The 23,545-nt window shown below is 64.0% G+C and carries 19 protein-coding genes, 2 tRNA genes and 2 rRNA genes; 15 read left to right on the top strand and 8 right to left on the bottom strand.

What is annotated here, in order from left to right; all coding sequences use genetic code 11:
• Nucleotides 1–68: 68 nt before the first annotated feature.
• The 5 genes from K307_RS21995 to K307_RS21975 form a co-directional block, all read right to left on the bottom strand.
• A 23S ribosomal RNA gene (locus K307_RS21995) occupies nucleotides 69–2,946 on the bottom strand.
• A 298-nt stretch (nucleotides 2,947–3,244) separates the two neighbouring features.
• Nucleotides 3,245–3,320: transfer RNA gene (locus tag K307_RS21990), tRNA-Ala, on the bottom strand.
• 12 nt (nucleotides 3,321–3,332) lie between these two features.
• Nucleotides 3,333–3,409 (bottom strand) — tRNA-Ile (locus tag K307_RS21985).
• 62 nt (nucleotides 3,410–3,471) lie between these two features.
• Nucleotides 3,472–5,003 (bottom strand): 16S ribosomal RNA (locus tag K307_RS21980).
• Together the 16S and 23S rRNA genes with 2 tRNA genes alongside form the textbook arrangement of a ribosomal RNA operon.
• Before the next feature lie 582 nt (nucleotides 5,004–5,585).
• Complete coding sequence (locus tag K307_RS21975; RefSeq protein WP_042882762.1) at nucleotides 5,586–6,362, bottom strand: enoyl-CoA hydratase; 777 nt, start codon at nucleotides 6,360–6,362, stop codon at nucleotides 5,586–5,588.
• Between the two features lie 275 nt (nucleotides 6,363–6,637).
• Here K307_RS21975 and K307_RS21970 point away from each other — a divergent pair, with 275 nt between their 5' ends.
• The 4 genes from K307_RS21970 (at nucleotide 6,638) to paaK (ending at nucleotide 10,227) form a co-directional block, all read left to right on the top strand.
• A complete protein-coding gene (locus tag K307_RS21970; RefSeq protein ID WP_042882761.1) occupies nucleotides 6,638–7,393 on the top strand; it encodes an SDR family oxidoreductase in 756 nt (251 codons plus the stop codon).
• A gap of 177 nt (nucleotides 7,394–7,570) precedes the next feature.
• Entirely contained in the window at nucleotides 7,571–8,395 is an 825-nt protein-coding gene (paaG, locus tag K307_RS21965) for a 2-(1,2-epoxy-1,2-dihydrophenyl)acetyl-CoA isomerase PaaG (RefSeq protein WP_042882760.1), read from the top strand.
• A 33-nt stretch (nucleotides 8,396–8,428) separates the two neighbouring features.
• The gene (paaI, locus tag K307_RS21960) at nucleotides 8,429–8,872 is read left to right on the top strand and encodes a hydroxyphenylacetyl-CoA thioesterase PaaI (protein WP_042882758.1); all 444 of its coding nucleotides are present in this window, start codon (nucleotides 8,429–8,431) and stop codon (nucleotides 8,870–8,872) included.
• Between the two features lie 50 nt (nucleotides 8,873–8,922).
• The gene (gene paaK / locus K307_RS21955) at nucleotides 8,923–10,227 is read left to right on the top strand and encodes a phenylacetate--CoA ligase PaaK (protein WP_042882756.1); all 1,305 of its coding nucleotides are present in this window, start codon (nucleotides 8,923–8,925) and stop codon (nucleotides 10,225–10,227) included.
• Nucleotides 10,228–10,258: 31 nt separating this feature from the next.
• Here paaK and K307_RS21950 read toward each other — a convergent pair whose 3' ends face one another.
• Nucleotides 10,259–11,401, bottom strand: coding sequence for a murein transglycosylase A (locus K307_RS21950; RefSeq protein WP_042882754.1), 1,143 nt, complete (start codon nucleotides 11,399–11,401; stop codon nucleotides 10,259–10,261).
• 121 nt (nucleotides 11,402–11,522) lie between these two features.
• Here K307_RS21950 and K307_RS21945 point away from each other — a divergent pair, with 121 nt between their 5' ends.
• Entirely contained in the window at nucleotides 11,523–11,735 is a 213-nt protein-coding gene (locus K307_RS21945) for a hypothetical protein (protein WP_042882752.1), read from the top strand.
• Nucleotides 11,736–11,766: 31 nt separating this feature from the next.
• Here K307_RS21945 and apaG read toward each other — a convergent pair whose 3' ends face one another.
• Nucleotides 11,767–12,141, bottom strand: a complete 375-nt coding sequence (gene apaG / locus K307_RS21940; protein WP_042882750.1) for a Co2+/Mg2+ efflux protein ApaG — start codon at nucleotides 12,139–12,141, stop codon at nucleotides 11,767–11,769.
• A gap of 275 nt (nucleotides 12,142–12,416) precedes the next feature.
• Here apaG and rpe point away from each other — a divergent pair, with 275 nt between their 5' ends.
• The 8 genes from rpe to K307_RS21900 all read left to right on the top strand — a co-directional run bounded on the left by rpe (nucleotide 12,417) and on the right by K307_RS21900 (nucleotide 19,914).
• Nucleotides 12,417–13,118, top strand: a complete 702-nt coding sequence (rpe, locus tag K307_RS21935; protein WP_042882749.1) for a ribulose-phosphate 3-epimerase — start codon at nucleotides 12,417–12,419, stop codon at nucleotides 13,116–13,118.
• Nucleotides 13,115–13,858 carry a phosphoglycolate phosphatase gene (gene gph, locus K307_RS21930; protein ID WP_042882747.1) on the top strand — a complete coding sequence of 248 codons (744 nt, stop codon included), beginning with the start codon at nucleotides 13,115–13,117 and terminating at the stop codon, nucleotides 13,856–13,858. Before rpe ends, gph begins: the two co-directional genes overlap by 4 nt.
• Nucleotides 13,859–14,303: 445 nt before the next feature.
• Nucleotides 14,304–15,821 carry an anthranilate synthase component I gene (gene trpE, locus K307_RS21925; RefSeq protein WP_042882745.1) on the top strand — a complete coding sequence of 506 codons (1,518 nt, stop codon included), beginning with the start codon at nucleotides 14,304–14,306 and terminating at the stop codon, nucleotides 15,819–15,821.
• 20 nt (nucleotides 15,822–15,841) lie between these two features.
• Complete coding sequence (locus K307_RS21920) at nucleotides 15,842–16,411, top strand: anthranilate synthase component II (RefSeq protein WP_042882742.1); 570 nt, start codon at nucleotides 15,842–15,844, stop codon at nucleotides 16,409–16,411.
• Between the two features lie 74 nt (nucleotides 16,412–16,485).
• Nucleotides 16,486–17,517: an anthranilate phosphoribosyltransferase gene (gene trpD, locus K307_RS21915; RefSeq protein ID WP_042882793.1), complete on the top strand. Its 1,032-nt coding sequence runs from the start codon at nucleotides 16,486–16,488 to the stop codon at nucleotides 17,515–17,517.
• 26 nt (nucleotides 17,518–17,543) lie between these two features.
• Nucleotides 17,544–18,347 carry an indole-3-glycerol phosphate synthase TrpC gene (trpC, locus tag K307_RS21910; protein WP_042882741.1) on the top strand — a complete coding sequence of 268 codons (804 nt, stop codon included), beginning with the start codon at nucleotides 17,544–17,546 and terminating at the stop codon, nucleotides 18,345–18,347.
• 131 nt (nucleotides 18,348–18,478) lie between these two features.
• Nucleotides 18,479–19,108 (top strand): CYTH domain-containing protein, encoded by a 630-nt coding sequence (locus tag K307_RS21905; RefSeq protein ID WP_042882739.1) that lies wholly within the window; start codon nucleotides 18,479–18,481, stop codon nucleotides 19,106–19,108.
• A gap of 32 nt (nucleotides 19,109–19,140) precedes the next feature.
• Nucleotides 19,141–19,914, top strand: a complete 774-nt coding sequence (locus K307_RS21900) for a uracil-DNA glycosylase (RefSeq protein WP_042882737.1) — start codon at nucleotides 19,141–19,143, stop codon at nucleotides 19,912–19,914.
• 13 nt (nucleotides 19,915–19,927) lie between these two features.
• Here the strand turns inward: K307_RS21900 and K307_RS21895 are convergent, their stop codons facing one another.
• The gene (locus K307_RS21895; RefSeq protein WP_042882735.1) at nucleotides 19,928–20,206 is read right to left on the bottom strand and encodes an acylphosphatase; all 279 of its coding nucleotides are present in this window, start codon (nucleotides 20,204–20,206) and stop codon (nucleotides 19,928–19,930) included.
• Between the two features lie 208 nt (nucleotides 20,207–20,414).
• Between K307_RS21895 and K307_RS21890 the strand changes: the two genes are divergently transcribed.
• Both K307_RS21890 and K307_RS21885 read left to right on the top strand, forming a co-directional pair.
• Nucleotides 20,415–22,169 carry an ABC transporter permease gene (locus K307_RS21890; RefSeq protein WP_196251603.1) on the top strand — a complete coding sequence of 585 codons (1,755 nt, stop codon included), beginning with the start codon at nucleotides 20,415–20,417 and terminating at the stop codon, nucleotides 22,167–22,169.
• 19 nt (nucleotides 22,170–22,188) lie between these two features.
• Nucleotides 22,189–23,535 carry a nitrate/sulfonate/bicarbonate ABC transporter ATP-binding protein gene (locus K307_RS21885; protein WP_042882734.1) on the top strand — a complete coding sequence of 449 codons (1,347 nt, stop codon included), beginning with the start codon at nucleotides 22,189–22,191 and terminating at the stop codon, nucleotides 23,533–23,535.
• Nucleotides 23,536–23,545 lie beyond the last annotated feature (10 nt).

Raw genomic sequence — 23,545 nt, 5'->3', positions numbered from 1 at the left:
TGTAGTTGGGGGTTGTGCGTATCTGGCACAGACACGATCACACACACCAGGTAAAACACACTGGTTATAGGATCAAGCCTTACGGGCAATTAGTACTGGTTAGCTTAACGCATTACTGCGCTTCCACACCCAGCCTATCAACGTCCTGGTCTCGAACGACCCTTCAAGGAGGTCAAGCCTCCAGGGAATCCTCATCTTCAGGCGAGTTTCCCGCTTAGATGCTTTCAGCGGTTATCTCTTCCGTACATAGCTACCCTGCGATGCCTCTGGCGAGACAACAGGTACACCAGCGGTACGTCCACTCCGGTCCTCTCGTACTAGGAGCAGCCCCCGTCAAGATTCCAACGCCCACGGCAGATAGGGACCAAACTGTCTCACGACGTTTTAAACCCAGCTCACGTACCTCTTTAAATGGCGAACAGCCATACCCTTGGGACCGGCTACAGCCCCAGGATGAGATGAGCCGACATCGAGGTGCCAAACACCGCCGTCGATATGAACTCTTGGGCGGTATCAGCCTGTTATCCCCAGAGTACCTTTTATCCGTTGAGCGATGGCCCTTCCATTCAGAACCACCGGATCACTATGTCCTGCTTTCGCACCTGCTCGACTTGTCGGTCTCGCAGTTAAGCACGCTTTTGCCATTGCACTTTAGGTACGATGTCCGACCGTACCAAGCGTACCTTCGAACTCCTCCGTTACACTTTGGGAGGAGACCGCCCCAGTCAAACTGCCTACCATGCACTGTCCCCGACCCGGATTCACGGGTCAAGGTTAGAACCTCAAACAAACCAGGGTGGTATTTCAAGGACGGCTCCACGTGAACTAGCGTCCACGCTTCAAAGCCTCCCACCTATCCTACACAGATCGGTTCAAAGTCCAATGCAAAGCTACAGTAAAGGTTCATGGGGTCTTTCCGTCTAGCCGCGGGGAGATTGCATCATCACAAACACTTCAACTTCGCTGAGTCTCGGGAGGAGACAGTGTGGCCATCGTTACGCCATTCGTGCAGGTCGGAACTTACCCGACAAGGAATTTCGCTACCTTAGGACCGTTATAGTTACGGCCGCCGTTTACCGGGACTTCAATCAAGAGCTTGCACCCCATCATTTAATCTTCCGGCACCGGGCAGGCGTCACACCCTATACGTCCACTTTCGTGTTTGCAGAGTGCTGTGTTTTTATTAAACAGTCGCAGCCACCATTTTATTGCAACCCCGTCACCCTTCTGGCGCAGGCCAGTCAAGCTACCAGGGCGTACCTTATCCCGAAGTTACGGTACCAATTTGCCGAGTTCCTTCTCCCGAGTTCTCTCAAGCGCCTTAGAATACTCATCTCGCCCACCTGTGTCGGTTTGCGGTACGGTCTCGTATGACTGAAGCTTAGAGGCTTTTCTTGGAACCACTTCCAATTGCTTCGCAGCACTAGGCCGCTCGCCCCACATCCTTGAATTCCGCGCCCGGATTTGCCTAAGCGCCTTCTCCAATGCAGGGACCGGGACTTCCAACACCCGGACAACCTTCCGCGATCCGTCCCCCCATCGCATCATACGACGGTGCAGGAATATTAACCTGCTTCCCATCAGCTACGCATCTCTGCCTCGCCTTAGGGGCCGACTCACCCTACGCCGATGAACGTTGCGTAGGAAACCTTGGGCTTACGGCGAGGGGCCTTTCACCCCCTTTATCGCTACTCATGTCAGCATTCGCACTTCTGATACCTCCAGCATCCTTTACAAGACACCTTCACAGGCTTACAGAACGCTCTCCTACCACGCGCTTGCGCGCGTCCGCAGCTTCGGTATATGGCTTAGCCCCGTTACATCTTCCGCGCAGGACGACTCGATCAGTGAGCTATTACGCTTTCTTTAAAGGGTGGCTGCTTCTAAGCCAACCTCCTGACTGTTTTAGCCTTCCCACTTCGTTTCCCACTTAGCCATATTTGGGGACCTTAGCTGGCGGTCTGGGTTGTTTCCCTCTTGACACCGGACGTTAGCACCCGATGTCTGTCTCCCGTGATTGCACTCTTCGGTATTCGGAGTTTGCTATGGCGGGGTAATCAGCAATAGACCCCCCAACCATGACAGTGCTCTACCCCCGAAGGTGAGACACGAGGCACTACCTAAATAGTTTTCGGAGAGAACCAGCTATTTCCAGATTTGTTTAGCCTTTCACCCCTATCCACAGCTCATCCCCTAACTTTTCAACGTTAGTGGGTTCGGTCCTCCAGTACGTGTTACCGCACCTTCAACCTGGCCATGGATAGATCATCTGGTTTCGGGTCTACACCCAGCGACTCAACGCCCTGTTCGGACTCGCTTTCGCTACGCCTGCCCTAATCGGTTAAGCTTGCCACTGAATGTAAGTCGCTGACCCATTATACAAAAGGTACGCCGTCACCCGTTGCCAGGCTCCGACTGTTTGTATGCATGCGGTTTCAGGATCTATTTCACTCCCCTCCCGGGGTTCTTTTCGCCTTTCCCTCACGGTACTGGTTCACTATCGGTCGATCACGAGTATTTAGCCTTGGAGGATGGTCCCCCCATCTTCAGACAGGATTTCACGTGTCCCGCCCTACTTGTCGTACACCTAGTTCCACAATCGTGTTTTCGCATACAGGGCTATCACCTGCTATGGCCGGGCTTTCCATCCCGTTCTGCTAACACCACTGCTAAAGAGTACAAGGCTCTTCCCATTTCGTTCGCCACTACTTTGGGAATCTCGGTTGATTTCTGTTCCTGCAGCTACTTAGATGTTTCAGTTCGCCGCGTTCGCTTCCCACACCTATGAATTCAGTGTGGGATGACCCATACGGGCCGGGTTTCCCCATTCGGACATCTCCGGATCAAAGCTTGTTTGCCAGCTCCCCGAAGCTTTTCGCAGGCTACCGCGTCCTTCATCGCCTGTGATCGCCAAGGCATCCACCACATGCACTTGTTCGCTTGACCCTATAACGAGTGTGTCTCGATCGCTCGAAACAAGTCGCTACAGGATGAGTTCTCGCATTTGTGCCGTATTCCAAGTCATCTTTCGATCACTTAAATACATTTTGGTTGATACAATCACAACCCGGTATCGTGTTTTGTACTGCAGCCTCTCATCAAGGCTTCACGACACCTTTACTACATCCCATATTTTTAAAGAACAGCCGATCTTGCGATCGCTTGGCAATGCCAAATGAAAACACTCGCAACCTCATCGTCGCGATGCGCTTTCATTTGACAACCAATCCAAGGTACCAGGTGATGGTGGAGGATGACGGGATCGAACCGACGACCCCCTGCTTGCAAAGCAGGTGCTCTCCCAGCTGAGCTAATCCCCCGCATGGATAACTTGGTGGGTCTGGTAGGACTTGAACCTACGACCCCCGCCTTATCAAGACGGTGCTCTAACCACCTGAGCTACAGACCCTTGGCTGTAACAGCAAACAAACCGATAAGTGTGAACGCTAGGCTTGAGACACAAGCCTCTAGAAAGGAGGTGATCCAGCCGCACCTTCCGATACGGCTACCTTGTTACGACTTCACCCCAGTCATGAACCCTGCCGTGGTAATCGCCCTCCTTGCGGTTAGGCTAACTACTTCTGGCAAAACCCACTCCCATGGTGTGACGGGCGGTGTGTACAAGACCCGGGAACGTATTCACCGCGGCATGCTGATCCGCGATTACTAGCGATTCCAGCTTCACGTAGTCGAGTTGCAGACTACGATCCGGACTACGATGCGTTTTCTGGGATTAGCTCCCCCTCGCGGGTTGGCAACCCTCTGTACGCACCATTGTATGACGTGTGAAGCCCTACCCATAAGGGCCATGAGGACTTGACGTCATCCCCACCTTCCTCCGGTTTGTCACCGGCAGTCTCTCTAGAGTGCTCTTGCGTAGCAACTAGAGACAAGGGTTGCGCTCGTTGCGGGACTTAACCCAACATCTCACGACACGAGCTGACGACAGCCATGCAGCACCTGTGTCCACTTTCCCTTTCGGGCACCTAATGCATCTCTGCTTCGTTAGTGGCATGTCAAGGGTAGGTAAGGTTTTTCGCGTTGCATCGAATTAATCCACATCATCCACCGCTTGTGCGGGTCCCCGTCAATTCCTTTGAGTTTTAATCTTGCGACCGTACTCCCCAGGCGGTCAACTTCACGCGTTAGCTACGTTACTGAAGAAATGAATCCCCAACAACTAGTTGACATCGTTTAGGGCGTGGACTACCAGGGTATCTAATCCTGTTTGCTCCCCACGCTTTCGTGCATGAGCGTCAGTGACGTCCCAGGGGGCTGCCTTCGCCATCGGTATTCCTCCACATCTCTACGCATTTCACTGCTACACGTGGAATTCTACCCCCCTCTGACATACTCTAGCCTTGCAGTCACAAGCGCCATTCCCAAGTTAAGCTCGGGGATTTCACGCCTGTCTTACAAAACCGCCTGCGCACGCTTTACGCCCAGTAATTCCGATTAACGCTCGCACCCTACGTATTACCGCGGCTGCTGGCACGTAGTTAGCCGGTGCTTATTCTTCCGGTACCGTCATCGACCCGGGGTATTCACCCAGGCCATTTCTTTCCGGACAAAAGTGCTTTACAACCCGAAGGCCTTCTTCACACACGCGGCATTGCTGGATCAGGGTTGCCCCCATTGTCCAAAATTCCCCACTGCTGCCTCCCGTAGGAGTCTGGGCCGTGTCTCAGTCCCAGTGTGGCTGATCGTCCTCTCAGACCAGCTACTGATCGTCGCCTTGGTAGGCTCTTACCCCACCAACTAGCTAATCAGACATCGGCCGCTCCTGTAGCGCGAGGCCTTGCGGTCCCCCGCTTTCACCCTCAGGTCGTATGCGGTATTAGCTAATCTTTCGACTAGTTATCCCCCACTACAGGGCACGTTCCGATGTATTACTCACCCGTTCGCCACTCGCCACCAGGCCGAAGCCCGTGCTGCCGTTCGACTTGCATGTGTAAGGCATGCCGCCAGCGTTCAATCTGAGCCAGGATCAAACTCTTCAGTTCAATCTCTGTGTGGACCCTCGCGGGCCCTCGCTCTTTCGAGCGGTCGCTCACTCTCAGAAAACTGACTGACCAGATCCGAAGATCCAGTCACGTTTTGCTGTGCGAGCACTGATAACTTTTGAAGCATCACTGTCCGAAGACAGCGGCGTCCGCTACCCAGCGCCCACACTTATCGGTTGTTTGGTTGTTAAAGAACCTGGTCTTTCGACCGCGCCTCCGGCTTTGCCGTTAGCGTCGCTGCGTCAGCAGCAGAGAAAGCGATTATGCAGAGCTTTCTTCGTTTCGTCAACCGCTTCAGCAATCTTTTTCTGCTGCGGTCAGCGCTGCAAACCTCGCTGCGCTGACCTCCCGGTCAACCCCGCAACCCTTGCTGCGTCTGCTTTGCAGCGCCGCGTTGTGTTGCGAGGGGGCGAATAGTAGGCCGGATCCGCGCACCTTGCAACACCTTTGTCACAACGTTCGGTTAGGGGGTTCCGGGATTATCTCGTAACCCTTTGAGCGATAAAGAGAATCCCGAGATTTGCAGGTGCAGGCGCGTGTTAATACCCCCTCACTGCTCTCGGGTATTCCCCTATCAAGTTCTCAGCGATGCTGGAAATTCGGGCTGCGCTTCTCGACGAAAGCAGCCATGCCCTCCTTCTGATCTTCACTGGCGAAGGTGGCATGGAACAGCCGGCGCTCGAAGCGAACGCCTTCGGCCAGCGTGGTCTCGTAGGCGGCGTTGACCGACTCCTTGATCATCATCACCACCGGCAGCGAGTAGCCGGCGATGGTTTCAGCGGCAGCCAGCACCTCGTCCAGCAGCTTGTCGGCCGGCACCACGCGCGACACCAGGCCCGAGCGCTCGGCTTCGGCGGCATCCATCATGCGGGAGGTCAGGCACAGGTCCATGGCCTTGGCCTTGGACACTGCGCGCGGCAGGCGCTGGGTGCCGCCGGCGCCGGGCATGGTGCCGAGCTTCACTTCCGGCTGGCCGAATTTGGCCGAGTCGGCCGCGATGATGATGTCGCACATCATGGCCAGTTCGCAGCCGCCGCCCAGCGCGTAGCCGGCCACGCCGGCGATCACCGGCTTGCGGATCTTGCGGATGGTTTCCCAGTTGCGGGTGATGTAGTCCCCCTTATAGACGTCCATGAAGGAGTACTTGGCCATCATGCCGATGTCGGCCCCGGCGGCGAAGGCGCGCTCGCTGCCGGTAATGACGATGGCGCCGATGCCCTCATCCTGGTCGAAGGCCGTCAGCGCGGCCCCCAGTTCGTCCATCAGCGCGTCGTTGAGCGCGTTCAGGGCCTTCGGGCGGTTCAGCGTGACCAGGCCAACACGGCCGCGGGTCTCGACCAGGATGTTTTCGTACGACATGTCTTCTCCTCTGTGCGTAAGTGAGTCAATCTCTTATCCAGCGAGACAATACGCGTGTCGCCTGCCATCTATCTCAAGGCCTGACCCTCAGAAAATCAATGAGTTACGACATCTCTCGCCGTCTGATTGGCAGGCTATTCTGCCACCTAACTTGAGAGTCGACGGAATTCTCGCCAGACAAGGGTCGTAGTAACCCCGACCCGACCCATATACTTTCCTCACCTGCATTCGAACCCATTTAAGGGTCTCCAGTGTTTGACATAGGAGGGTAAGCCATGAAGATCGTCGTCATCGGCGGGACTGGGCTGATCGGCTCGAAGACCGTCCCCATTCTCCGCCAGGCCGGCCACGAGGTCGTCGCCGCCTCGCCCAGAAGCGGTGTTAACAGCATCACTGGCGAGGGGCTCAAGGAGGCCATGGGCGGCGCGCAAGTGGTGATCGACCTCGCCAATTCGCCCTCATTTGAAGACAAGGCAGTGCTGGAATTCTTCGAGACCTCCGGCCGCAACCTTCACGCGGCGGAGGCCTCTGCCGGCGTCCAGCACCATGTCGCGCTTTCAATCGTCGGAATCGACCGCACGCCCGACAATGGCTATTTCCGCGCCAAGGTCGCCCAAGAGAAACTGATCGAGACCTCCGGCATCCCCTACACCATCATCCGCTCGACCCAGTTTATGGAATTCCTCGGCGGCATCGCCGATTCAAGTGCGGATGGAAACATCGTCAGGCTTTCGCCCGGTCTGTTCCAGCCCATTGCAGCGGACGACGTTGCCGCCATCGTTGCCGATGTGGCGCTCGCGGCGCCGCTAAACGGCATCGTCGAGATCGCGGGCCCGGAGCGAGCGCCGTTCAACGAAATCGTCGCCCGCTATCTCAAGGCGGTCGGCGACCCGCGTGAGGTCGTGCGCGACCCCGAGGCCCGATACTTCGGCGGCCGCGTCGAGGAGCATTCGCTCGTGCCGTTGGGCGAGGCGCGCCTTGGCCGCATCGGTCTCGACGAATGGCTCCGCCTCTCACAGGCAGCACCCTGATAGCGCATCGCCACCCATCGCCTTGACTTGCCCGCCCGCCATGTCGATGGCGCGAGACAACCCGCGCATGGGGATTAGTGCTACCATTTACCGACCGACTGGTCGGTTTATTTAAGCGGGACCATAAGACACCCCACCCGCGCCGACCGCGAGCCCATACAGGCAGGAGACAGCCCAATGCCCCCGATGTCCACGCCCGCTGGCCAGCCGGTCAGCGTCGACGCCGGTCCGGTCTTGCTGCAATGGCAAGGCCCGGTCGCCGTCATCACACTCAACCGCCCCGACAAGCTCAACAGCTTCACCCGCGAGATGCACAAGGCGCTGCAGCAGGCACTTGACCACGTCGAAGCCGGCGGCGCGCGCGCCCTGCTGCTGACCGGATCCGGCCGTGGCTTCTGCGCCGGCCAGGACCTGGCCGACCTCGACTTCACGCCGGCCCACATGACCGACCTGGGCGAGCTGATCGATACCTGGTTCAACCCGCTGATCCGCCGGCTGCAGGCCCTGCCGATGCCGGTGGTGGCCGCGGTTAACGGCACCGCGGCCGGTGCCGGCGCCAACCTGGCGCTGGCCTGCGACATGGTGCTGGCGGCGCGCTCGGCCACCTTCATCCAGGCCTTCGTCAAGATCGGGCTGGTGCCGGATTCAGGTGGCACCTGGCTGCTGCCGCGGCGCATCGGCATGGCGCGGGCGCTGGGACTGGCGATGACCGGCGAGCGCCTGTCCGCCGAAGAAGCCGAGAAGTGGGGCCTGATCTGGGAAGCGATGGACGACCCGCTGCTGCCCGAACAGGCCCTGGCGCTGGCCACCCACCTGGCGGCGCAGCCGACCCGGGCGCTGGCTGCGATCAAGCGCGCCATGTACGCCAGCACCACCGCCACGCTGGATGCCCAGCTCGATATGGAACGCGACCTGCAGCGCGAACTCGGCCAGTCCGCCGACTATGCCGAGGGCGTCAACGCCTTCCTCGAAAAGCGCGCCGCGCACTTCACCGGCAAGTAAGGCGCCCGCCCTGCACGTCTATAGGAGACACGCTTGAAACAGGACCCCCAGGCCCTCGCCGAAGCGGCCGCCGCCGCCATGTATGAAGCCGATACCTGCAGCCGCTGGCTGGGGATCACGGTCGAAGCCGTCGGCCCCGGCTACGCCCGGCTGACCATGCCGGTGCGCAAGGAATTCCTCAACGGACACGGCATCTGCCACGGCGGCCTGATGTTCACGCTGGCCGATTCGACCTTCGCCTTCGCCTGCAACAGCCACAACATCAATACCGTGGCGGCGGGCTGCAGCATCGAGTTCCTCAAACCCGTGCACGGCGGCGACGTGCTGACCGCCGAGGCAGTCGAGCAGATCCTGTCCGGCCGGCACGGCATCTATGACATCCGCGTGACCAACGCCGCAGGCCAGGTGGTGGCGATGTTCCGCGGCAAGTCTGCGCACATCAAGGGACACGTGGTGCCGCCACCCGACGGCGCCTGAGCGAATCCCGCAGACACCTACGACAAACGCCCCCCCGTGCAGGAGACGACATGAGCACGCGCCTGACCGATCTGCCCCTGGATCCGATCGAGACCGCCAGCCGCGCCGAGCTGCAGGCCTTGCAGCTGGAACGGCTGAAGTGGTCGCTCAACCACGCCTACAGCAACTCGCCGGTGTACCGCCGCAAGTTCGACGAAGCCGGCGTCCATCCCGACCAGCTCCGCTCGCTGGCCGACCTGGCGCGCTTCCCGTTCACCAGCAAGCAGGACCTGCGCGACAACTACCCGTTCGGCATGTTCGCCGTGCCGCAGGACCGCGTGGCGCGGATCCACGCCTCATCCGGCACCACCGGCAAGCCGACCGTGGTCGGCTACACGCTCAAGGACATCGACAACTGGGCCACGGTGATGGCGCGCTCGATCCGCGCCTCGGGCGCGCGGCGCGGCGACAAGGTGCATATCAGCTATGGCTATGGACTCTTCACCGGCGGGCTGGGCGCACACTACGGCGTGGAAAAGGCCGGCCTGACCGCGATCCCCTTCGGCGGCGGCCAGACCGAGCGCCAGGTGCAGCTGATCCTCGACTTCAAGCCCGAGGTGATCATGGTCACCCCCAGCTACATGCTGGCGATCGCCGACGAGTTCGAGCGCCAGGGCATCGACCCGGCCAGCTGTTCGCTGCAGGTGGGCATCTTCGGCGCCGAGCCGTGGACACCGGAAATGCGGGTGGCAATCGAGAAGCGCATGGGCATTTCGGCGGTCGATATCTACGGCCTGTCAGAGGTGATGGGCCCGGGCGTGGCCAATGAGTGCGCCGAGACCAAGGACGGCCCGACCATCTGGGAAGACCATTTCTACCCGGAAGTCATCGACCCTGATACCGGCGAAGTACTGCCCGACGGCGAGTTCGGCGAACTGGTGTTCACCTCGCTCACCAAGGAGGCGATGCCAGTGGTGCGCTACCGGACCCGCGACCTGACCCGCCTGCTGCCCGGCACGGCGCGTGCGGCATTCCGCCGCATGGAGAAGGTCACCGGCCGTACCGACGACATGATGATCGTGCGCGGGGTCAACGTGTTCCCGTCGCAGATCGAGGAACTGATCCTGAAGCACGCCGAGCTCGCGCCGCACTACCAGTGCGTGCTGAGCAAGGACGGTCACATGGACGCGCTGACCGTGCGCGTGGAGTGCGCCCACGGCAGCCAGCCGGCGCTGGCGCACGCGGCGCGCGAGCGGCTGGCGTACGAGATCAAGTCCTATATCGGCGTTAGCGCCGGCATCGAGGTGCTGCCTGAGGGCGGTATCGAGCGTTCGGTGGGCAAGGCGCGGCGCATCGTCGACCAGCGCCCGCGCTAAGGCGGGCGCCCGCGGATGGCCGCGCGGCGCGTCAGCTGCGCGGCATCAGCACCCACATGCGGCCGCCCTGCTTCATGCGGCCCGCGGTCTCGCCGGCGGCATCGCCTGCACCCCAGAAGAAGTCCGCGCGCACCCCGCCCTTGATGGCGCTGCCAGTATCCTGCGCGAACATCAGCCGCTGGATCGGCTCGGTCGACAGCGGGCGCGTGGTCGACAGGAACACCGGCACGCCCAGCGGGATGGTCGCCGGATCGACCGCGATCGAGCGCTCCGCGGTCAGCGGCACGCCCAGCGCGCCCACCGGGCCGTCGTTGTTGGGTGGTAGCTCGCGGAAGAAGACGAAGCGCGGGTTAACGTTCAGCATCTCCTCGACGCGGCCCGGGTTGGCGCGCGCCCACGCCTTGATGCCCTGCATGGTGGCCTGCGCCGGGGTAATCTCGCCACGTTCCAGCAGCCACTTGCCAATCGAGCGGAACGGCTGGTCGTTGGTGCCGCCAAAGCCGACCCGCATCATGGTGCCATCGGCCATGCGGATGCGCCCCGAACCCTGGATCTGCAGGAAAGCGGCCTCGACCGGATCGTCCACCCACACCAGCTCATTGCCACGCATGGCCGGGTTCTGCAGCAGCTCGGCGCGGCCGGGCAGCGGGCGGTTGCCGAATTGCGCCGGCTTGCGGTACAGCGGCACCTGGTATCGCCCCTGGCGCGTGCGCGAGCCGTGCAGGATAGGTTCGTAGTAGCCGGTGATCAGGCCGCTGTCGGTGCCGTCGCCGTTAACGACGCGGAACGGCTGGAAATTGGTCTCGAAATAGGCACGCATGGCGTCGAGGTCGCCGGCGTCGACCATCATGCCGGCGGCGCAGGCCCGGCTCCACTCGGCGCGCTTCTTCAGCGCCTGGCAGCTCGCCTGCAGCGCGGGCCAGGCGGCGCGCACGTCGTCCTGGGTCCAGCCGCCGATTTCGTTCCAGTTGGCCGCCTGCAGCCAGCCCTTCTGGGAGGATGCCGTCGGTGGCGGCGTGGTGCCGGCCGGGCCGGTCTCGATACGCGGCGGCGGGCCGCTCATGCAGCCGGCCAACAGCGCGGCGGCGCCGGCCAGGGCGAGCCAGGCGCGGGCTGGCCCGCCAAGGCGCGAGGAGGAACCAGGAGAAATCGAAAGGAAATCCGCGTATGCCATCGTGCTTATTGTTCAGTGTCCGCCGCCGTCGCTGCGCGGGCATGGATCGCCGGGCCGATTGCCCTACAATCACCAGTCATCCTTTACAGCCTGCGCCCCGTGGGCCTTAGCCGCATCCGCCATGAGCAAGTTCTTCGAAGCCCATCCCATGCTGCTGTTCGCCCTGGAAGCCGGCGTGGCGCTGTTCCTGCTGATCTTTATCGTGGTCTGGACCATGGGCACGGCCAAGAAGAACCCGCGCCCCACGCGCGCGCCCGACAACCATCCGTCCCGCCAGGCCTCGCAGGCACCCGAAGCGCCGGCGCAGGATCAGGACAACGCCAAGCGCCAGTAGGTTCCCCGCACTTGCCAGACGCGCCGCGCGCTCAGTGCAGCATGCGCGGCAGTACTAGCGCGAATTCCGGGATCGGCACCTCGAAGCGGTGGCCGTCCTCGGCCACGCAGAAGTATTCGCCCTTCATCGAACCGACCGGGGTCGAGATGGTGGCCCAGCTGGTGTATTCAAAATGCTCGCCAGGCTTGAGCAGCGGCTGGTGGCCGACCACGCCAAGGCCGGCAACTTCCTGCGTACCGTTGTCGCTGTCGGCGATGATCCAGTGGCGCGAGATCAGCTGCGCCGCCACTTCGCCGGTGTTGTGGATGGTGATGGTGTAGGCGAAGGCATGGCGCCCGCGCTCAGGATCTGACTGGTCCGGCAGGTACTGGGTACGTACCGAGACGGAGAAGGCGTACTCGCTCATCTTGGGCAGGGCCGGCGGCAGGCGGCCGGCAAGAGGAAATGGGTAGCCGCATTGTGCGGGATGGGCGCGGCACGGGCAAGAGCACCCGCAAGAGCACGGGCCCGGCGGGGCGGCGGTAGAATATAGCCCTTTCAAAGCCTGGCCGTCCCGGGCAGCGCCCCGGGGCGCACGCCACGGCCCGCCGGACGTTCCCTCCGCCGCCAGCCCCAGGCATTGCGGCAGAGGCGCAAACAGCATTCATCCCCATCCTCGCCGCCATCGCCACCCACGCCATCATGAGCACGCCCACCTTCCGCATCGCCCCGTCCATCCTGTCCGCCGACTTTGCCCGCCTGGGCGAGGAAGTGCGCCGTGTGACCGAGGCTGGCGCCGACTGGATCCACTTCGACGTGATGGACAACCATTACGTGCCCAATCTGACCGTGGGCCCGCTGGTGTGCGAGGCGATCCGCCCGCACGTGACCGCGCCGATCGACGTGCACCTGATGGTGCGCCCGGTGGACCGCATCATCCCGGACTTTGCCAAGGCAGGCGCCAATATCATCACCTTCCACCCGGAAGCCAGCGAGCACGTGGACCGGTCGCTGGCGCTGATCCGCGACAACGGCTGCCAGGCCGGCCTGGTGTTCAACCCGGCCACGCCGCTGCACCACCTGGACCACGTGATGGACCGCCTGGACGTGATCCTGCTGATGTCGGTCAACCCGGGCTTCGGCGGCCAGTCTTTCATCCCCGAGACGCTGAACAAGCTGCGCGCCGTGCGCCAGCGCATCGATGAATACAAGGCCCGCACCGGCCGCACCATCCTGCTGGAAGTGGACGGCGGCGTGAAGGTCGACAACATCGCCGAGATCGCCGCGGCCGGCGCGGATACCTTCGTGGCGGGCTCGGCCGTGTTCGGCAAGCCGGATGCGGACGGTGGCTACCGCGGCATTATCTCGGCACTGCGCGGCGAGCTGGCGAAGGTCGGCCAATGACTGCGGGCGTGACCCTGCGCCGCACCGACTGGCGCGGCATCGAAGGCGTGATTGTCGACCTGGACGGCACCATGGTCGACACCGCGGGCGATTTCCACGCGTCGATCAACGCCATGCTGCTGGCGCTGGGCCGCCAGCACCCCAACCTGGGCCCGGTGGCGCCGATGTCCGAGCAGGAAATCGTCAGCTACGTCGGCAAGGGCTCCGAGAACCTGATCCGGCGCGTGCTCGACGCGCGCTTCGCGCCGCTGCACGCCAACGGCCTGTTCGCCGATGCCTACGCGCTGTACGACCGCGAGTACATCCGCATCAACGGCCAGTTCTCCCAGGTCTACCCTGGCGTGCGCGAAGGGCTGGCGGCGATGAAGGCGGCCGGTTTGCGGCTGGCCTGCGTGACCAACAAGCCCTACAGCTTCACCGAGCCGCTGCTGGCCAAGACCGGGCTGGCGCCGTATTTCGAGCTGGTGTATGGGGGCGACGCCTTCGCGCTGCGCAAGCCGGACCCGTTCCCGCTGCTCAAGGTGGCGGAGGCATTCCGGCTGGAGCCGACCGCGATGGCGGCGCTGGGCGACTCGGAAAACGACGCCCAGGCGGCCCGCGCGGCCGGCATGGGCGTGCTGCTGGTGCCCTATGGCTACAACCATGGCAACCCTGTACAAGCCGTCGAAGCCGATGGTATAGTCGACTCCATTGCCCACGCCGCAGAGCTGTTTGCGGCACACCGGGCAGGTCATCGATAAGGTCGACACAACCGCGTCGATCTCGACCGGAATCCCTGAACATTCAATGTTTCTCAACCGCAAACGCATCTCTTCTGGCAGTGATCGGCAGGCTTGGCCCTGGCGTCGCTGGCGCGCCTCCCAACAGGCGTAAAGTGCGTTCGCGAGTCTGCTGACGAGCCCTCGACCCGAGGGCCTCGCCACACCGGCTAAGGTACCTATCCGTGCCGGCCATTCCCACCAAAACCCGCCGCAAGCCAGCGTAGCCGCCATATTCGTGTGCTACGTTTAGCTCAAGAACGCGCCGCACGCCCTCTCTCCGGCCGTGTGCAGTCTTGTCCGCAAGCTCCTTGCACCACGGTCCGCCACCGGGGCGGGTATTCCATACGCTCCAGCTTTATCTGCCGACAAGCGGCGCCGCGCCTGACCATCCGACGCGCAGCGCGGGCCGCACAAGAGGACCGACATGACCGAACTGGAATTCAAATCGCTGGCCGACCAGGGCTACAACCGCATCCCGCTGATCGCCGAGGCCTTCGCCGACCTGGAAACGCCGCTGTCGCTGTACCTGAAGCTGGCCCAGTCGCAAACGCGCGGCGTCAATACCTTCCTGCTCGAATCGGTGGTGGGTGGCGAGCGCTTCGGACGCTTCTCGTTTATCGGCCTGCATGCCCGCACGCTGCTGCGCGCCTTCGGCAACCGCACCGAGGTGGTGACCGACGGCAAGGTGGTGGAGACCCACGAGGGCAATCCGCTCGATTTCATCGCCGAGTTCGAAAAGCGCTTCAAGGTGGCATTGCGCCCCGGACTACCCCGCTTCTGCGGCGGCCTGGCCGGCTACTTCGGCTACGACGCGGTGCGCTATATCGAGAAAAAGCTCGCCAACACGCAAAAGCCCGATGACCTGAACCTGCCCGATATCCAGCTGCTGCTGTGCGAGGAGCTGGCCGTCATCGACAACCTGTCGGGCAAGCTCTACCTGATCGTCTACGCCGACCCGACCACGCCGGAGGCCTACCCCCGCGCCCGCCAGCGCCTGCGCGAGCTGCGCATGAAGCTGCGCCAGCCTGTGGACGTCCCGGTCACCAGCCCGTCGGTGCAGACCGAGGTCTACCGCGAGTTCGCCAAGGCCGACTACCTGGCCGCCGTGCACAAGGCCAAGGAATACATCATGGCCGGCGACATGATGCAGGTGCAGATCGGCCAGCGCCTGGTGAAGCCCTACCGCGATGCGCCGCTGTCGCTGTACCGCGCGCTGCGCTCGCTGAACCCGTCGCCGTACATGTACTTTTACAACTTCGGCGACTTCCAGGTGGTGGGCGCGTCGCCGGAGATCCTGGTGCGCCAGGAGGAACGCAAGGTCGGCACCAATGGGGACACGCGCAGCGAACACATCGTCACCATCCGCCCACTGGCCGGCACGCGCCCGCGCGGCAATACGCCGGAGAAGGACGCCCAGCTCGCCACCGAGCTGCTGAACGATCCCAAGGAGATCGCCGAGCACGTGATGCTGATCGACCTGGCGCGCAACGATATCGGCCGCATCGCCGAGACCGGCTCGGTCAAGGTCACCGACAAGATGGTGATAGAGAAGTACTCGCACGTGCAGCACATCGTCAGCTCGGTCGAAGGCACGCTGCGCGAAGGCATCAGCAACCTCGACGTGCTGCGCGCGACCTTCCCGGCCGGCACGCTGTCGGGCGCGCCCAAGGTCCACGCGATGGAAATCATCGACGAACTTGAACCGCGCAAGCGCGGCATCTACGGCGGCGCGGTGGGCTACCTGTCCTTCGGCGGCGAGATGGACCTGGCGATCGCGATCCGCACCGGCATCGTCAAGGATGGCAACCTGTATGTGCAGGCCGCCGCCGGCATCGTCGCCGATTCGGATCCCGAATCCGAATGGAGGGAAACCGAAGCCAAGGCACGCGCCGTGATCCGTGCCGCCGAGCAGGTCCAGGATGGCCTGGACTCCGACATCTGATAGAACAGGGGACAGACGCCATGCTGCTGATGATCGACAACTACGATTCGTTCACCTACAACCTGGTCCAATACTTTGGCGAACTGGGCGTGGACGTACGCACCTACCGCAACGATGAGATCACCATCGAGGAGATCGAGGCGCTCAAGCCGGACCACATCTGCGTCTCGCCCGGCCCGTGCAGCCCGAAGGAAGCCGGCATCTCGGTGGCGACGCTGCAGCACTTTGCCGGCAAGATTCCGCTGCTGGGCGTGTGCCTGGGCCACCAGGCCATCGGGGAGGCCTTCGGTGGCAAGGTGATCCGCGCCAAGCGGGTCATGCACGGCAAGGTCAGCACCATCGAGACCACCCAGCAAGGCGTGTTCGCCGGACTGCCCAAGCACTTCGACGTGACGCGCTATCATTCGCTGGCGATCGAGCGCGAGACCCTGCCCGATTGCCTGGAGATCACCGCCTGGACCCCGGACGGCGAAATCATGGGCGTGCGCCACAAGACGCTCGCCGTGGAAGGCGTGCAGTTCCATCCCGAGTCGATCCTGTCCGAGCATGGCCATGCAATGCTGGCCAACTTCGTCAAGGCGCCGCGATGAGACTGCTCGATTCCGCACCCGCCAGTACGCATCACGCCCCGCAGACTTCCCAGACTTCCGACATCGAGAACGCCATGTCCATCACGCCGCAAGAAGCCCTGACGCGCTGCATCGAACACCGCGAGATCTTCCATGACGAGATGCTGCACCTGATGCGGCAGATCATGCAGGCGCAGATCTCGCCCGTGATGGCCGCCGCGATCCTGACCGGCCTGCGCGTGAAGAAGGAAACCATCGGCGAGATCTCGGCCGCCGCGCAGGTGATGCGCGAGTTCGCCAACAAGGTCACGGTCAAGGACCGCGACAACTTCGTCGATATCGTCGGCACCGGCGGCGACGGCTCGCACACCTTCAATATCTCGACCGCATCGATGTTCGTCGCGGCCGCCGCCGGCGCGAAGATCGCCAAGCACGGCAACCGTGGCGTCAGCTCCAAGTCGGGCAGCGCCGACGTGCTGGAGGCGCTCGGCGTGAACATCATGCTGACGCCAGAGCAGGTCGGCCAGTGCATCGAGGAGACCGGCATCGGCTTTATGTTCGCGCCGACGCACCATCCGGCGATGAAGAACGTGGCCCCGATCCGCAAGGAAATGGGCGTGCGCACCATCTTCAACATCCTGGGCCCGCTGACCAACCCGGCCGATGCGCCCAACATCCTGATGGGCGTATTCCACCCTGACCTGGTCGGCATCCAGGTGCGCGTGATGCAGCGCCTGGGCGCCAAGCACGCCATCGTGGTCTACGGTAAGGACGGGATGGACGAGGTCTCGCTCGGCGCCGCCACGCTGGTGGGCGAACTGAAGGACGGCGAGGTGCGCGAGTACGAGATCCACCCCGAGGACTTCGGCCTGCAGATGATCTCCAACCGCGGCCTGAAGGTGGCCGATGCGGCCGAGTCGAAGGAAATGCTGCTGGAGGCGCTGTCCAACGTGCCGGGGACGCCGCGCGAAATCGTTTCGCTGAACGCCGGCACGGCGCTGTACGCCGCCAACGTGGCCGACTCGGTCGAGGACGGCATCCGCCGCGCGCGCGAAGCCATTGCCAGCGGCGCGGCGCGTGAGAAGCTCGACCGGTTCGTGCGCGCCACGCAGCAGTTCAAGGCCTGATCCACATTTTTCTGGCGGAAAGCCGTATGTCCGACATCCTGCAAAAAATCCTGGCCGTGAAGGCCGATGAAGTGTCCGCCGCGCGCAAGAAGCGCGAGCTGCCCAGCCTGCGCGCCGAGGCCGAAAGCCTGCGCAACGAGGCCGGCCTGGCGCCGCGCGGCTTTGAGCGCGCGCTGCGCGAGAAGATCGCCGCCGGCCACGCCGGCGTGATCGCCGAGGTCAAGAAGGCCTCGCCCTCCAAGGGCGTGCTGCGCGAGAACTTCGTGCCCGAGGCCATCGGCGAGAGCTATGCCAGCCATGGTGCCGCCTGCCTGTCGGTGCTGACTGACGTGAACTTCTTCCAGGGCCATGCCGACTACCTGAAGCGCGCCCGCGGCGCCTGCCCGTTGCCTGCCCTGCGCAAGGACTTCATGGTCGACCTGTACCAGGTGTACGAAGCGCGCACCTGGGGCGCCGACTGCATCCTGCTGATCGTGGCCGCGCTGGACCCGGGCCTGATGGCTGAACTGGAAGCCTGCGCGCTTGAGCTCGGCATGGACGTGCTGGTGGAAGTGCATGGTGACGATGAACTCGATGCCGCCCTGCGCCTGAAGACCCCGCTGCTGGGTGTGAACAACCGCAACCTTCGGACCTTTGAGGTGTCGCTGGACAACACGCTGGACCTGCTGCCTCATATGCCGGCAGACAAGCTGGTGGTGACCGAGTCCGGCATCCTTGGCCCGGCAGATGTGAAGCGCATGCGCGATGCCAACGTGCATGCGTTCCTGGTGGGTGAGGCGTTCATGCGGGCGCCGGATCCGGGGGTGGAACTGGCGCGGTTGTTTGCCTGAGGCGAACGCCTGCCGACGCGCTCAGCACGCTGGCGGTTTGCTCCCCTCTCCCGCGAGCGGGAGAGGGGACCGGTCTGTGGTGATTTGCGAAGGTATTGCATTTACCCACACCCAAGAACCCCCACATCGCCATGCCCCAGGAAATCGAACTCAAGCTGGCCGTCCCCGACGCCGCCCTCGCCCCGCTGGCCGCCTGGCTCGACGCCAACGGCACGCCGCAGGGCGAAGCCACCCTGCTCAACGTCTACCTCGATACGCCCGCACGCGACCTGGCGCAGGCGCGCGCCGCACTCCGCCTGCGTCGCAAGGGCGAACAATGGCTGCAGACGCTGAAGACCGCCGGCAGCAGCCAGGGCGGCCTGGCCACGCGCCATGAATGGGAAACCGAAATTGCCGGCGAGGCCATCGACCTCCAGCGCTTCCCCGCCGAAGCGCAGGCCGTACTGGCACCGCTGATCGGCCGGCTGGCCCCCGTGTTCCGCACCGACTTCGTCCGTCGCACCTGGCTGGTCAGCCAGAACGGCGCGCGCATCGAGGCGGCACTCGACACCGGCACCATCACCGCACCGGCCAGTGCCGCGCAGGAACGCATCCAGGAACTCGAACTGGAATGGCTCGACGGCGACGCCGCGCATGCTGCAGTCGCCCTGCGCGCCTTCGCCGCACGGCTGGCCGGCGTTGCAACGCTGGCCCCATCCGACCTCAGCAAAGCCGCACGCGGCTACCGCCTGGCAGGCATTGCCGAAGGCAAGGCGTCATAATCGCGTTTTTCCTCGCCCCGCTTTCCCGACGCATGCAAGCCGATCTCTTCGCCACCGATACCCGCGCCCCCGGCGAGCCCGCGCCGACCGCCAGCCTGCAGGCCCAGGCCGACGCCCTGCCCGACGCCTGGCGCGCGCTGCTCGATCCGTGCATCCAGGTGCCGGCGTGGCAGGAACTGGCCGCCTTTGTCGATGGCGAGCGCGCCGCCGGCAAGCCGGTGTTCCCGCACCACGTCTTCCATGCGCTGCACCTGACGCCGCCCGACGCGGTCAAGGTGGTGATCCTGGGCCAGGACCCGTACCACGGCACCGGCACGGTCGGCGGCGTGGAGATGCCGCAGGCGCACGGGCTGGCCTTCTCGGTGCCGGAGGGCATCAAGGTACCGCCCAGCCTGCGCAATATCTTCAAGGAGATCGCCGCGGAGTTCGGCGCGGATGGCAACGGCCCGCCGCGCACCTCCGGCAACCTGGAAGGCTGGGCGTGCCAGGGCGTACTGTTGCTCAACACCGTGCTGACGGTCGAGCAAGGCCAGGCGGCCAGCCACGCTCGGCGCGGCTGGGAGGCGGTCACCGACTGCCTGATCCAGCATCTGGCAGCCAGCCGCCCGAATCTGGTGTTCATGCTGTGGGGCAGCCACGCGCAGGCCAAGAAGCCGCTGCTGGGCGACGGCCACTGCGTGCTGGAAGCGCCACACCCATCGCCGCTGTCGGCGCACCGCGGCTTCCTCGGCTGCGGCCACTTCCGCGAAGCCAACCGCTGGCTGGAAGCGCACGGCCGCACGGCCGTCGACTGGACCGCCGCCTGAGCACGGCCCCAGGCTAAATCGTCGGCCGGAACTCGAAGCCGGCAAACTCCCCTTCCCCAGGCCCGACCTCGACGAGCGTCACGCGTGCCTCCGGCGGGCCCGTTTCCATCCACGCTTGCAGCGCTTCGAGCTGCTTGACCGTGCCGTGCGCCATCACCTCGACCGTGCCGTCGACCCGATTGCGCACCCAGCCGCCCAGGCCGAGCTCGTCCGCTGCGTCGGCACAGGCGGCGCGGTAGCCCACGCCCTGCACGCGCCCATGCGCGACCATGCGCCAGGTTGCTTTCTTCATGGCCTTTCCCTTTGAGCGCACGCCGGCGGCGTACGCGAAGCGTCATCCACACCAAGTAAACTAGACCGCCATGCCGGGCGTTACCAAGGGATGCGCGCCGCCCGGCGTGAAGCCGGCGGCATGCGGGCTTTGCCATCGTCCGCCGGGCCGCGAACCGGAGCCGGGCCACAAGCCCTGGCCTCAAGCCGAGAAAGCCCGAGAAGCGCCCATGATGCCACCCACCGACAGCCGCGCGGCCCAGCCCGCCCCCGGCTACGACAGCCAGCTGCTGAGCGCGCCGCCGAACCGCTTCGACCTGGCGCTGCTGCCGATCATCCTGGCCGTGATCGTGATGATCGCGTTCGCCGCGCAGCAGATGAACGCGCCGTTCCAGCCTGACCAGGAACTGGCGGTGCACCTGGATGTCGCCTACCTGCCCTATTACCTGATGCGCACCAGCATCCGCATGCTGGCGGCGCTGGCGGCCTCGCTGCTGTTCTCGCTGGCGTTTGCCGCGTTGGCGTCCAAGAGCCGCACCGCCGAAAAGGTACTGGTGCCGGCACTGGATATCCTGCAGTCGATCCCGGTGCTGGGCTTCCTGTCGATTACGGTGACCGGCTTTATCGCGCTCTTCCCCGGCAATATCGCTGGCGTGGAATGCGCGGCGATCTTTGCGATCTTCACCTCGCAGGCGTGGAACATGGCGTTCAGCCTGTACCAGTCGTTCCGCACCATCCCGGGCGATTTGCTCGAAGCCGCGGCCATGTTCCGTTTGTCGCCGTGGCAGCGTTTCTGGCGGCTGGAAGTGCCGTTTGCCATGCCCGGCCTGCTGTGGAACATGATGATGTCGATGTCCGGCGGCTGGTTCTTCGTGGTGGCGTCCGAGGCGATTTCGGTGTCCGGCCACGATATCCGCCTGCCCGGCATCGGCTCCTACATCGCGCTGGCGATCCAGCAGCAGAACCTGGCCGCGATCGGCTGGGCGATCCTTGCCATGCTGGTCGGCATCCTGCTGTATGACCAGCTGCTGTTCCGCCCGCTGGTGGCGTGGGCCGACCGCTTCCGCTTCGAGACGCTGGCGCAGGACAAGCTGCCGCAGTCATGGCTGCTGAACCTGCTGCGCCGGTCGGCCTGGGTCGGTGCAATGCTGGCGCAGATGGCAGCGCTGGCCGCGCGCACCCTCGCCTGGGGTGGCCGCCGCCGTTCGCGTGGCGCGGTGCAGCCTGCCAATGCGAGCCGCGCACAGTGGCTCGCCCGCGTGCGCGATGCCGTGATCGTGCTGGTGGCGCTGGCCGCGCTGCTGCGCGTGGGCTACTTCGTCCATAGCGAGGTGGGCTGGGCCGAGGTCGGCCATGTGCTGTGGCTCGGCACGCTGACCATGGTGCGCGTGGTCATGATGATCGCGCTGGCCGCGCTGGTGTGGGTGCCGATCGGCATCCGCATCGGCCTGAACCCGGACCTGGCGCGCATCGCCCAGCCGGTGGCGCAGTTCCTGGCGGCCTTTCCGGCCAACCTGATGTTTCCGCTGGCGGTGATGCTGATCGCACGCTTCGGGCTCAATCCGGAAATCTGGCTGAGCCCGCTGCTGGTCTTCGGCACGCAGTGGTACATCCTGTTCAACGTGATCGCGGGCGCCTCGGGCATCCCGACTGAGCTCAAGCTCGCGGCGCGCAACTTCGGGCTGCGCGGCTGGCTGCTGTGGAAGCGCTTCCTGATCCCGGCGGTGTTCCCCAGCCTGCTGACCGGCCTGGTCACCGCTGCCGGCGGCTCGTGGAATGCGAGCATCGTGTCCGAGTATGTGACCTGGGGCGACCGCACCATCGTCGCCACGGGCCTCGGCAGCTATATCGCCGAAACCACCGCGCGCGGCGACTTCCCGCGCATCGCGCTGGGCATCAGCGTGATGGCGCTGTTCGTGGTCGGCTTCAACCGGCTGCTGTGGAATCGCCTGTATCAACTCGCGCAAGAGCGCACCCGCTTGTAGGTCAACCAGTAAGGCTCCGATGGCCGAGAACCTCAACCCAACTGCTGCCGCCCCTGCCGTGATCGAACTGCATGGCGTCGGCAAGATCTTCCGCACCGCCAGCCAGAGCGACCGCGCGGTGCTCGAAGGCGTCGACCTGACGCTGCGCGAGGGCGAGATCGTCGCCATGCTGGGCAAGTCCGGCTCGGGCAAGTCCACGCTGCTGCGCATCATGGCCGGGCTGGTCGGCGCCGACCGCGGCGAGGTGCGCTTTCGCGGCGAACGCCTGGATGGTACCGCCGAAGGCATCGCCATGGTGTTCCAGTCGTTCGCGCTGTTCCCGTGGCTGACGGTGCAGCAGAACGTGGAGCTCGGGCTGGAGGCGCAAGGCGTTCCAAGGGCTGAGCGCGAGCGCCGCGCCGAGGCCGCGATCGACATGATCGGGCTGGCCGGCTTCAACAGCGCGCTGCCGCGCGAGCTGTCGGGCGGCATGCGCCAGCGCGTGGGCATTGCACGCGCGCTGGTGACCGAGCCCGACCTGCTGCTGATGGACGAGGCCTTCTCCGCGCTGGACGTGCTGACCGGCGAGACCCTGCGCGACGAGATGCTCGCGCTGTGGGAAAGCGGCCGCGCCAACATCAGGAGCATCCTGATCGTCTCGCACAATATCGAAGAAGCGGTGATGATGGCCGACCGCATCGTGATCCTGTCGAGCGACCCGGGCCGCATCCGCGCCGAGGTACCGGTGTCGTTGCCGCGCCCGCGTAACCGCGACAGCGCGCAGGTGCGTGCGCTGGTCGACGAGATCTACGCCCTGATGACCGCGCCCGCCACCGAAGCGCGAATTCCCGCGCAAGCGCCTGCGCGCCAGATCGGCTACCGCCTGCCCGACGCGGACATCAGCCAGATGGAAGCCATCCTCGACCTGCTGTGCGAGGCGCCCTTCGACGGCCGCGCCGACCTGCCGCACCTGGCCGACGAAGCCGGCCTGACCGACGACGAACTGCTGCCCGCGTGCGAAGCGCTGCAGCTGGTGCGGCTGGTGTCGATCGAGCGCGGCGACATCACCGCCACCGAGGCGGGCCGCGCTTACTACGCCGCCGAGCCGCAGCAACGCAAGGCGATGTTCGGCAAGCAGTTGCTGGGCAACGTGGCGCTGGCCGCGCATGTCCGGCGCGAACTGGAAGCGAGCGAAGCGGGCGAGATCGGCGAGGAACAGGTGCTGCGCGAGCTGGAGCAGTTCCTCAAGCCCACCGAGGCCGAGCGCGTGCTGAGCGTGGCGATCGGCTGGGGCCGCTACGGCGAAATCTATGAGTACCGCTATAACAGCGGCATGCTCACGCTGCCCGAGGACGAGATGCCGGAAGCGCAGGCAAACGGCGGCTGAGCCGCGCCGG

This window comes from Cupriavidus necator A5-1 (genome assembly GCF_000744095.1).
GTDB classification, from domain to species: Bacteria; Pseudomonadota; Gammaproteobacteria; order Burkholderiales; family Burkholderiaceae; genus Cupriavidus; species Cupriavidus necator_A.
This window is presented reverse-complemented; position numbering and strand designations above follow the sequence as displayed.